Annotated in this window: 9 protein-coding genes; 5 read left to right on the top strand and 4 right to left on the bottom strand. The window is 63.4% G+C overall.

Translation table 11 applies throughout. The features are described 5' to 3' along the window. Positions 1-1,375: NAD(P)/FAD-dependent oxidoreductase (locus tag H8A95_RS37955; protein WP_229187720.1), on the bottom strand; the 1,375-nt coding region annotated here is incomplete at its 3' end. Between the two features lie 95 nt (positions 1,376-1,470). Between H8A95_RS37955 and H8A95_RS37950 the strand changes: the two genes are divergently transcribed. From H8A95_RS37950 to H8A95_RS37940, 3 genes are all read left to right on the top strand, one after another. Further along, positions 1,471-2,013 carry a SixA phosphatase family protein gene (locus H8A95_RS37950; RefSeq protein WP_229187719.1) on the top strand — a complete coding sequence of 181 codons (543 nt, stop codon included), beginning with the start codon at positions 1,471-1,473 and terminating at the stop codon, positions 2,011-2,013. A gap of 157 nt (positions 2,014-2,170) precedes the next feature. Further along, positions 2,171-2,596, top strand: a complete 426-nt coding sequence (locus H8A95_RS37945; protein WP_021077991.1) for a universal stress protein — start codon at positions 2,171-2,173, stop codon at positions 2,594-2,596. A gap of 1,150 nt (positions 2,597-3,746) precedes the next feature. Further along, on the top strand, positions 3,747-4,433 hold the full coding sequence (locus tag H8A95_RS37940) for a Cache 3/Cache 2 fusion domain-containing protein (protein ID WP_229187718.1): 687 nt from the start codon (positions 3,747-3,749) through the stop codon (positions 4,431-4,433). Between the two features lie 308 nt (positions 4,434-4,741). On the opposite strand, the gene H8A95_RS37935 is transcribed toward H8A95_RS37940, so the two are convergent. Then, positions 4,742-5,191 carry an HdeD family acid-resistance protein gene (locus tag H8A95_RS37935; RefSeq protein WP_229187717.1) on the bottom strand — a complete coding sequence of 150 codons (450 nt, stop codon included), beginning with the start codon at positions 5,189-5,191 and terminating at the stop codon, positions 4,742-4,744. 314 nt (positions 5,192-5,505) lie between these two features. Here H8A95_RS37935 and H8A95_RS37930 point away from each other — a divergent pair, with 314 nt between their 5' ends. Continuing rightward, entirely contained in the window at positions 5,506-6,441 is a 936-nt protein-coding gene (locus tag H8A95_RS37930) for a helix-turn-helix transcriptional regulator (protein WP_229187716.1), read from the top strand. 283 nt (positions 6,442-6,724) lie between these two features. Here H8A95_RS37930 and H8A95_RS37925 read toward each other — a convergent pair whose 3' ends face one another. Further along, positions 6,725-9,166 (bottom strand): bifunctional diguanylate cyclase/phosphodiesterase, encoded by a 2,442-nt coding sequence (locus tag H8A95_RS37925; protein ID WP_229187715.1) that lies wholly within the window; start codon positions 9,164-9,166, stop codon positions 6,725-6,727. A 348-nt stretch (positions 9,167-9,514) separates the two neighbouring features. Then, entirely contained in the window at positions 9,515-9,751 is a 237-nt protein-coding gene (locus H8A95_RS37920) for a DUF1127 domain-containing protein (protein WP_229187714.1), read from the bottom strand. A 182-nt stretch (positions 9,752-9,933) separates the two neighbouring features. On the opposite strand from H8A95_RS37920, the gene H8A95_RS37915 reads away from it, so the two are divergent. Beyond that, positions 9,934-11,124: aminotransferase-like domain-containing protein (locus H8A95_RS37915; protein ID WP_229187713.1), on the top strand; the 1,191-nt coding region annotated here is incomplete at its 3' end.

The following is an 11,124-nucleotide window of genomic DNA, read 5'->3' as shown; positions in this document are numbered from 1 at the left end:
GGCGGGGCGCCGGACCCCTGGTTCCCGCCTTGAGATTGGCCTCGGCGAGCCGCGCCTCGCGGATGCGCTCCTTCGCACGTGCACCCTCGCGGTGGCGCGCCAGCACGCCCGCCACGGACGAGGCGCCCCTCGCCCACAGGCCGATGAAATGACCGGCGACGCGGCCGGTGGTGCCCCCCGCCCAGACCAGCTCGAACGGCGAAAACAGCCGCCAGCGGTCGTCGCCCCACAGGATGCTGCGCGCAATCAACTGGCCTGCGAGCGCCGAGGTGTTGAGCCCCTGCCGGCCGAAGCCGCTCGCCACCCACAGGCCTCTGCGCAATTGCCCGATCTGCGGCATGCCATGCACGGTGACGCCGACCGCGCCGCCGAACATGTCTGCGATCGGAACCTTGCCGAGTTGTGGAAACACCGTGGCGATGCGGCGCTGCACCGCCTTACCAAGCCGCTTTGGCTGCGCGTCCCAGGTAGTTTCGGGACTGGCCCACAACAGACGATCGCCGTCGACGACGCGGAAATGGTCGATGCCGTCACTGTCGACGACCGAGCCGGCAAAGGCGATCGTCTCCGCCAGCCGTTCGCCGAGCGGGTCGGTCAATGCCGCGTAGCGCCACACCGGCAGCAGCGTGTCGGACAAGCGCTTCAGCGGCGCGCCGAGATGGATATTGCCGGCAAGGACAATATGATTGGCACGCAGCCGCGCCGTCGGCGTCACGATGCGTTTGCGGATGCCGGAAAAATCGATGCTGACGACCGGCGTCTCCTCGAAGATCCGCACGCCCGCCCGCATCGCCAGCGCGGCGAGCCCGTGCACATATTTGCGGCCGTCGATCTGGAACGCCTTCGGATAATAGATGCCGTGGAAATAGCGGCCGGTCCGCAGCACGCTGCGCACGCGATCGACCTGCCAGCCCTCGACCTCGGTCGCAAAATCCTCGCCCAGCGTCTGCAGGCGGCTGATCAGCGTCTCGCCGACATCGACATTGGAGACTTCGAGCGCGCCGTCGCTCGCCTTGATGCCCGGGATCAAATCCTCGGTGGCGGTGGCGCGGACAAGGTCGGCGCCCTCTTTCGACAGCGCCCACAATTCGCGGGCATCATCGAGCCCGACGCGCTCGATCACATCTGCTATCGGCAGGCCGAAACCCGGCATCACGGTGCCGAGATGGTGACCGGAGGCGTTCCAGCCGACCTGGCGTCCCTCGAGCACGGCGACGCTCGCGCCCAGCCGCGCCGCCTCGCGCGCCACGGTCAGGCCGGCCAGCCCCGCCCCTACCACGCAAATATCGACGTCGAGGTCGAACGCCAGACGGTCGCGGAACGGCGAAGCCGCCTCGTCGGGGCCGTCTGCCGCACTTGTGGAAGTCTCAGTCATGTCGTTTCTTACGAACCGCTGCGGCGCTTGTCACCTTGTCCAGGGCATGAGCCTGTAGAATTAATTCGACCAGACCGAATCGAGAATGGAAGTCCATGCGCCGTTTGCTGCTGCTGCGTCACGCCAAAACCGAACACGACGCGCCTTCGGGCCACGACCAGGACCGCCGCCTCGATGAGCGCGGCCACCGCGATGCGGCGGAGATCGGCGGCTGGATCGCCCGCCAGCCGCCCCTGCCCAACCTGGCACTGGTGTCGCCTGCGGTCCGCACCATGCAGACCTGGGAGATCGTGCGCGACGAGCTGAAGGGCGCCGGACCGCGGCCGAAAGTCGAAATCGTGCCGGAACTCTACGGTGCCGATCCCGCGCAGCTCTTGACCGCGATCCGGATGGCTTCGGTCACCGATCCGAAGCGGCTGATGCTGATCGGCCATAACCCCGGGATGCATGAGCTCGCGCTGACACTGACCGGCAGCGGCGACCAGGCCGCGCAGCGCGCGCTCGGCGACAATTTGCCGACCTCGGGGCTCGCCGTCTTCGACTTCGCGACCGACGACTGGAATGATGTCTCCTTCCGGCGCGGCAAGCTCGTCCTGTTCGTCAGCCCGAAGCTGTTGAAGCAGGCCTCGCGCAGCTGACGCGGGCGGACATCGCCGCTCCGCCATGCTATATTGATTATCGCGCGACAGGGGGACCGGTTCGCGTCGACACCACGGGCTATCCGAAGAAAAAGAAGGCGCGCGTCCCGGCACAGGGACCAAACGGCTCCAGACCAATCGCGGACAGGAGGCGCAGATGTACAAGTCCATTCTCGTGCCGATCGACCTCGCCGATACCGATCTGGCGAAGCCGGCGATCGCAACCGCTGCAACATTGTCGCAAACATGGAACGGCGCGGTGCGCCTGCTCAACGTGCTGCCGATGACGCCGGTGATGCTCGCCGAATATGTTCCGGCGGATTTCGACAGCCAGCAGCGTGAAACATCGGAAGAAGCGCTTGCGATCGTCGCGCGCGAATCCGGCATCGCGCCTGGGCGCATCTCCGGCGTCGTCCGCCAGGGCGGCATCTATCACGAGATCCTCGAAGAGGCCGCGACCATGAAGGCCGACCTGATCGTGATGACCTCGCACCGCCCGGCGATGCGCACCTACTTCCTCGGCTCGAATGCCGGACACGTGGTGCGCTACGCCAAATGCTCGGTGCTGGTGGTGCGGCACTAAGGGGATGAGTTTTGGGGCCGCCGCAGGCGGTGCTGCCAAAATATCGAAAACAACCCCATGCAAAGTAGCCGGCGGCTGCCGGCGTTCGACCAAGCGACTTGACACGTCGGGCAACTCAGGGATATTTTTCCAATATTCCGAAATCACATAAAGAAGCCGTTGAGGACGCGGTCATTCGCTCATGGCACGCCGCGCGGCTTGTGGGGCAGCATCGGCTCAATGGCAGTCCATTCATCGTCGGAGAGTTCGTGGCGCATGATTCGGCCCCCTTCGGTCAGGCGCTGGAACCACGGCTCGGCAGTCGGACTCAATGAGGCGCTGACCGACGGCGATTGGTCGCTATGCACCGAAAAGCGGACGCATTGTGCTCACATCGAGTTCTTCAGCTTCTGACCCCATTGCGGACAAATGGCTAACGTACGACCGAGGTGTTTCAGGCGCATCATCTCAATATGGAGCGGAACCATAAGCGCCGATGAACTTGACCACCGGCTGTCGGCCAGGCTGGGTCTTACAAATGTAAGCCCACTTCCAATCGCCGGGCCCTTCAAATTTGATTTCTATCAACCTAGACATCACCGGTACGGCCGTTTCGTATAGGGCTGGCGGAGCCAATGCGCTCACGCTTTGGATCGCCCGTAATCGTGATGGCTCTGGAAGTAAGTTTAACGTGGTCAGAATACAGAGCTTATCGTTTGCTGCATCCGCGACGGCAGCCGTGGCATATGTGGACGCAGCTATAAAAGCGCACAACGCGAATTTCATTCCATCAATTCCTCGAATGTTAACGCGAAGTTTTTACATCCGCTCCGGGCCCAATGGTTTAGCACGCGTGCAGCGGGGTTAGCCTATGGTTGCATAAGTGATCGCGCACGACTATGTCGAAGTAAAACCATAGCAAAAGCCAACATAGATTTATGCATTCGCCACCGATGTCGGCTGTTGGACCCAACTGCGACATAGATGCCGAGGCCAAGCCCAAGGCGGCTCGCTGAATGACCTTCTTACAGGCAGAAGTGCTGTCCAAATTTGGAGTGGGCCGCATCGTTATTTAGCGGTATGCTGCCCTACGCGCGGGATATAGTCCGCGCGCGGTATTCTTTGACGAAAATCTAGAGACGTACATTCGATTGATCCAAGGACCTGGCCCATGAGCATGCCGGACTTGGTCGAGACGCGTACCGGCACGCCTATCAGTGCAAGGTCATCGAGCGTCGTTAAACCCAAACTGCCGCAGCATGATCTTCCGCGTCGTCGCCGAAAGTACGGAGACGACCGTTGGCGCATGCAGGCGTTTTCATTTGGAGGAAGGCTCATGAACCTCAAGCAAATTGCAAACGGCATCTGGGCAATCTCGTGCCTCATCGGGGCCATTATGTTTCTACCGGACGTTGGTCAGGCCCAGGATGCGAAGGTAAAGGCCGCGATGGAGCTCCTGGAGACGACGGCGAATAAACTAGGTCCGCCTAAGATCGAAGGGACAGAGGCTGTCGGCGGCAAGGCGGCGCCTGCCATCTATTTTGGTTCAACCAAGATGAACAACAATTTCGAGGTCGTTGATGACGTCGTAAAGCAGGCTCAGGGGACGGCCACGATCTTCGTGAAGAGTGGTGACGAGTACATCCGCGTCGCCACCAACGTGAAGAAAGATGATGGCTCGCGAGCGATCGGAACAGTTCTGGATCCGAAAGGCAAAGCCATCGAGTCCATCAGGAAAGGCGAAGCGTTCTATGGGGAAGTAGACATCCTCGGCAAACCCTACATCACAGGGTACAAGCCGATACGGGATTCCTCGAAAAACGTGATTGGAATCTACTATGTAGGTTATTTGAAATAGCCCGTTCGTCTGACCCGTCGGAGTTAGCGCCAAGCATCGAGAGCAGCTCAGGGCAATACGTGGCGCCGCTATGCCCTCACGGACAGCGACGCAACTGCGGCCCGCAACGAGAAGCATCCGACCCTCTCCCGCGGGCCGTGGTTCACGGGCGGATGGTTGCGGTTAATGGGATGGTCGCTCTTGGCCCATCCCGACGAAATACAGCGTCGTCGGCTTGTCGGCTGTCGAGGGCAATCCGGACCCATTTAAGCAACGGCAAAACCGACGCAAATGGCCCCAATCCGGACATCAACCAACCGGTTTCCGCTTCAGAAACCTAAATGCACCAGAGCCAGCAACTGGTTGGTCAGGACGGTTTGTCGTGCCGACAACGGCACCCATTTCAGGGCTGCCGCGTATGCTGTCCAAGTTGCCTCACCGCGTTGACGTGAGACAGGCCGCGGCCAAAATCGCTCATACATCAAGAGCACCATTGTTGTTTGGCCGCTGCAGTAAAACGTCGCGATGGCGGTGAGGATGCTCATGACGCCGCTCAGGCCCAACCAGAAGCGCGGACCTGTCTCGCCCTCGGAAGCCTTAACAGCGGCACAGAGGGCGATAACCCCGTCGATCAGGGCATGGGCTCCCCACAGCAAGGTCAGCGTAACCAGCGTAGGACCACGCCAAAAGAATGCGAGAACGCCAAAGCCGATAAAGACGATTGCGCGCAGCAGCACGAGCCACCGATCGTCGGTGAGTGGCATCGGTAGCTTCGTCATTGGTGATTTGCTCCATCAATTGCTTTTCGTGCAGCGAGCGCCACACCAGCGAACGTGCCCGATGGATAGGGTCACATCGCGCCAAGCTACTTGTACGACCATGCTTGGTTTGGGACGTGTTTCTCTCAATTCCTCAGGAGGTCATGCTCGTTCTGGCGTTTTGAACCAGCAGCCTTCGCTGCGGTCCGACGCCCCTTTTGATTTGGCCTCGGCGCAAATCCAGAAACAATGGGTTTCGATAGTTTCCGTTGTCGATCTTCCGACGAAAGAGCAAATTACAGGGGAAGAGGCAAGAGTGAGGTTGGGCTATGGGTATGAACCTGGAGGCCGTGGACCGGCTTCGCGCTTATGGAAACTATCTGGCGGAACTCTTCCATCAGAGAGAGCCAAGGTCCCACGTCACTCGCACGCGCAAGCACGACGTGCTGGCGGTGACCCAGATCAGGTCTCACGCGCCAATGTCAGCGCCCAGCCATTCGGTCGCCCGTGATGAGGCCTATCACGTCTGCCTGATGATCGAGAGTTTGCCGGACCTCGAGCTGTGGCAAGACGGTCATTCAGTCAAAACAGAACCGTTCAACGCCGGCACGACGGGGCTGTTTGATCTTCGCCGCGACCCGCGCGGCTTTCATCGGACAGGGTACAACATTCTTCCGTTCTACCTACCCCGAGCGGTGCTCATCGACATAGCGCAGCAAAACAGCGTGCGGTTTGATGGTGAGCTTCAATATACCTTCGGCTCGAGCTACGACGATGCGATCATCCGCAATCTCGGTTCGGCGCTGCTCCTTGCACTTGAGCGAGACCATCGCGTCAATGGATTGTTCCTCGACCACATTCTTCATGCGGTAGGCTCTCACGTCGTCGAGCGCTATGGCGCGCCGGGGGCGACGCGAGCACACGCGAGGGGTGGGCTTGCCTCTTGGCAGGAGCGGCGCGCCAAGGAACTGATGTCCGCGAGCCTTAGCTCCGACGTTACACTGAAGCGGCTCGCGGAGGAGTGCGGATTGACAGTCTCGCATTTTGCGCGGGCCTTTCGGCAATCAGCGCAGGTTCCTCCCCACCGCTGGCTGCAAGAGCGCCGTGTCGAAAGGGCCCTCACCATGCTCGCGGGCCGCGAGGCGTCGCTTTCGGAAATTGCCGTAGATTGCGGCTTCGCGGATCAGAGCCATTTCGCCAGGGTCTTCAGGCGGCACATCGGCATTAGCCCGGGGAAGTGGCGCAAGGAAAATGCCCAGGATGGTCGATAAACTGCGGAGTATCCGCTGTCGTCCTTCAAGTCGGCGGTCGACCGGGTAGCAGTTTGCGTCGGATGCCGCAGACGAAGTGTAAGAGTGTAGGATCAGGAACGTCCGAGTCTGGCCCTTCTCGAACCTCCGGCGAGGTCCGCCTTCTCGCCGCTCTCAGGGTGAGAGCGGACGTCAAGCGCCCCTCACCCAACTCCGATTGATGAGTACTCGGCATAGCTAATTGGTCAGCTGCCATCATCGGGGCAAAGCCACGAGCAAAAGAATGCTGCAAAGCGGAGTTCGCCTAGAGGCGATTCCGTTTTTTCTGAATCGGGCACGCCTCGCGCTCGATGCAAGCGGCCACCAGCGGCGCCTCGTCCGCGGCGATCGGCGGAGAAAACACGAAGCCCTGCACCAGGTCGCAGTCGAGCCCGCCGAGCACGTCCACTTCGGCCGACAATTCGGCTCCCTCCGCCACCACAGTCATGCCGAGCCCGTGCGACAAAGCGATGATGCCGCCTAGCAGTTTGCGCTTCTCCGGCGTGGTGGAAATGCCATCGACGAAGGCCCGGTCCACCTTCAGCCAATCGAACGGCAGGCGCGTCAGATAGCCGAGCGAGGAATAGCCCGAGCCGAAATCGTCCAGCGCCAGCCGGACGCCGAGACCCGAGAGCGCCGTCAGCGTGCGACTGATCCGCTGCTCGGTATGGTCCACGAACAGGCTTTCGGTCAGCTCCAGGCAAAGCAAGCGCGCCGGAAAGCCGGTCTCCGCCAGCACGGCTGCGACGGCCGTCTCGAAATCCACGTTCCAGATCTGCGCCGGCGAGACGTTGACCGAGACGAAGCGCGGCGGCAACCCGGCGTCGAGCCAGGCGCGGCCCTGCCGGCAGGCCTCGCGCAGCACCCACAGGCCGAGATCGACGATGAGCCCGGAGCTTTCAGCAATCGGGATGAACTCCGCCGGCGAGATCGGCCCGCGCTCGGGATGGGTCCAGCGCAGCAGCGCCTCGAAACCGGTGACGCGGCCGGTCCTCAGGTCCACCTGCGGCTGGTAATGGGCCTCGAGGGCGCCGGCCTCCACGGCGCGGCGCAGATGCCGGCCGAGATCGAGCCGTTCATCGACCGCCTGGGCATAGACCGGCTCGAACAATCGCGCACGGCCGCGCCCGGCCTCCTTGGCCATGTACAGCGCCAGATCCGCGTTGCGCATGGCGGTCTCGGCCGTCGCCCCATGCTCCGGCAAGCGGGCGATGCCGATGGTGGCGCCGACGGAAGCCTCGCCCTCGGTGAGATTCACCGGGCCGGACAGCTTGCCGATGAGCCGATCGGCAAGCCCGGTCAGCGCGGCCTCGGACATGCCGCATCCCTCCGCCAGCACCGCGAATTCGTCGCCGCCGAGCCGGGCGATGAAGGCCCGCGGCCCCAAATCCTGTCGCAACGCAGCCGCAACCTGGATCAGCAATTCGTCGCCGGCGGCATGGCCGAGGGAATCATTGACCTCCTTGAAGCGATCGAGGTCGATCAGCAGCAGCGCGCCGACGCGACCTTCCCGCGCGCAGCCCTCGATCACGGCGGCGAGCTGGCGCTTGAACAGCGCGCGATTGGCAAGGCTGGTCAGGGGATCGCTGTAGGCGAGCTGCTCGAGCTGGCGCTCGGCCTCCTTGCGCTCGGTGACGTCCTGCACGGTGCCGATGATGCCGATGACGTTGTCGTGGGCGACCTCCGCCTTGCAGATGACAGCCAGATCGCGGGCCGCGCCGTCCGCATGCAGGATGCGCAGGTCGGTGGCCTCGGTCCTGCGGCTGCGCAGAACCCGTTTCTGCACGTCGCGGAAGCGCTCGGCGTCGCCGTCCAGGAAATAGGGCTTCATGCTCGCGTCGGTCGGCTCGAACCTGTCGGGGTCGAAGCCGAGAAGCTGGTAGAGCTCGGGCGCCCAGGTCGTGCGGCCGGTGTCCAGCCGGTAGCTCCAGGTGCCGATCTTGCCGAGCCGGTGCGCTTCCTCCAGCGCCCGCGTGCGCTGGTCGAGCAACGCCTTGGCGGCCCTGAGCTGGGTGATGTCGCTGGAGGTGCCGCGATAGCCGAGAAAGCTGCCGTCATCGGCGAAGATCGGCTTGCCGCTGGTGCAGATACTGACGCGCGATCCGTCCTGGCCGATCAGCGTATAGGTGAAGTCACGAAAAGGGCGATGGGCCTCCATATCGGCCCGGTGCCGCGCCATGGTCTCCTCGTCCTCGGGCGCATAGGCGAGCTCCCAGCGCGCCTTCCCGCCGGAGGCCACCGTCTGGAAGGCCGCATTGCCGGCAAGCGATTTGGGATAGGGCAACAGCCGGTGGGCGGCGTCGCTCTCCCAGCACCAGTCCGAGGCGGTAGAGACAAAATCGGCCAGCCGTTGCTCGCTCTCCGTCAGGCGGCGCAGCGCGGAGGTCTCCTCCGTGATGTCGCGGACAATGCCGGACACGCGCCGGACCTGACCGCGCGCGTCGAACTCCGGCTCGCCATGCACCATGCAGTCGAGCAGGTTGCCATCGGTGCCGCGGAGCCTCGTCCGCACCGCATAGGGCAGGCCCTCCGCCCAGCAGGCCGCGTAATGCGCCTCCAGAAGCTTTCGGCTTTCGGGCAGATAGCGCTCGCGCACCGTCGCGATCGGGACGAAGCCGTCGGCGGTCTTGAATTCGTAGAAGGCAGCGAGCTCGGGAGATATCCAGAAATCGGTCGCGGCGGCGCTCTGCGCTTCCCAGTAGCCCATGCGGGCCAACCTGATGGCGCACCGCAGTGACCGCTCCTCGTGCCAGCGGCGACGCGCTTCCCGGGTCGAGGCCTGCCCTTGCGACAATTTGCGAGCGGCCATCGGTCCCCAACTACCACGCTAGCGTACGCGACCAATACGCTAGCATAGAGCGCCACAACCTTGGAGCGATGCAGATCACAAACCGGGGCCCTTCCGCTTCTTTGGTGTAGTTTCGGTGAATTCAGCAACCGGCAGCAAGCTCGGCAAAGGCCATCGATCGACAACTATCCCGACTTGGAAAAGGCCAATGCCGCGCGTTGCGCCAGCCGTGCTGGCGGCGCCCGGCTCGGGCGCCGCAGCGGCACCTCAACGGATCCGCACCAGCTCGAGATCGAGATCACCGGTGACGGCGGTCTCGATGTGGCAGCGCGAGATTCCGATGTCGCGCAGCGTTCGGTCATCGAGCTGGCGCAGCGTCTTGATCGCCTCGCGGCGCACCCAATGGGTCGCGAGTGCATCGCCGCAAATTCGGAGCAATCGGAGCAATCCGCCCAAGATACTGGGCCGTTCGGGCGCAGCGGCAGGTGAGGATATCGTCGTCATCGCTTATCTCCTTCGATGCCCAGACGGCAAAGCTATGCCGTTGACGCAAATACCGTTTCGGTACCTGCGCCTTCATCACCTCGGATTGCTTGCGCACTCCTCGGTACAATCATGGGCTTGTTCCTTCTTCAATGATCCGGTACATTGCTCGGAGCAAGCAAAACATTGCTCTCGGTGCAATAATGTCGAGATTCGAATATCTGAAGCTGGCGGATGCGGTGGCCGCCGAGATCGCAAGCGGTGAGCTGAAGGCGGGCGACCGCCTGCCGCCGCAACGCCATTTCGCCTATGACCGCAACATCGCCGTCTCGACCGCGAGCCGGGTCTACACCGAGCTGTTGCGGCGTGGGCTGGTGGTCGGTGAAGTCGGCCGCGGCACCTTCGTGTCCGGCGAAGCGCGCCGCGGCAACGTAGCTCCGCCTGAGCCGCGCGGCGCCCGCATCGATCTCGAATTCAACTATCCGCTGCTGCCGCATCAGGCGACGATGATCGCCAAGAGCCTCGAAGGGCTGGAGCGCCCCGAGGTGCTCGAGGGCGCGCTGCGGCCGACCACCAGTTTCGGCACACGAGCGGCGCGAACCATCTCCGCGGAATTCCTGGCGCGCAAGAGCTGGGCGCCGAACCCCGACCAGATCGTGTTCACCGCCAACGGCCGGCAATGCATCGCCGCCGCGCTCGCCGCCGTCGTGCCGCCCGGCGGCCGCTGCGGCGTCGAGGCGCTGACCTATCCGTTCGTCAAGGGCATTGCCGCGCGGCTTGGCATCTCGCTGGTGCCGCTCGCGATGGACGAGCACGGCGTCCGCCCCGACGCGGTGCAGAAGGCGCACCGCGAGGCGCATCTGTCCGCGATCTACATCCAGCCGACGATCCAGAACCCGCTCAGCATCACGATGCCGGCCGAGCGTCGCGCCGTGCTGTTGCGCGTGGTGGAGAAGCTCGGGCTCATCGTCATCGAGGATGGCGTCTACGGCTTCCTCGACGACGAGGTGCCGCTGGCCGCCCTCGCGCCGGACAGCTGCATCGTGCTCGACAGCCTGTCGAAGAAGGTCGCACCGGGCCTCGCGCTCGGCTTCATCGTCACGCCGCCGCGGCTGCGCGAGAGCATCATGGCCGCGGTGCGCTCGGGCGGCTGGACCGCGTCGGGCTACGCCTTCGCCGCAGGACAGCGGCTGATGGCCGACGGCACCGCCGCCGAATTGTCACGGCTGAAGCGGATCGACGCCGGCCGTCGCCAACAGATCGCGGCGAAGCATCTGGCCGATTTCGAGATCCAGACCAACCCGAAGTCCTATCACCTCTGGCTGACCCTGCCGCCGCACTGGCGCTCGCAGACCCTGGTCGCGGCCGCCGCGCGCCGCGACATCGCGCTGACG

The sequence above is a fragment of the Bradyrhizobium oropedii genome (genome assembly GCF_020889685.1).
Lineage (GTDB): Bacteria > Pseudomonadota > Alphaproteobacteria > Rhizobiales > Xanthobacteraceae > Bradyrhizobium > Bradyrhizobium oropedii.
Note: the sequence above shows the minus strand (reverse complement) of the source record. Positions and strands in the feature narration are given on the sequence as shown.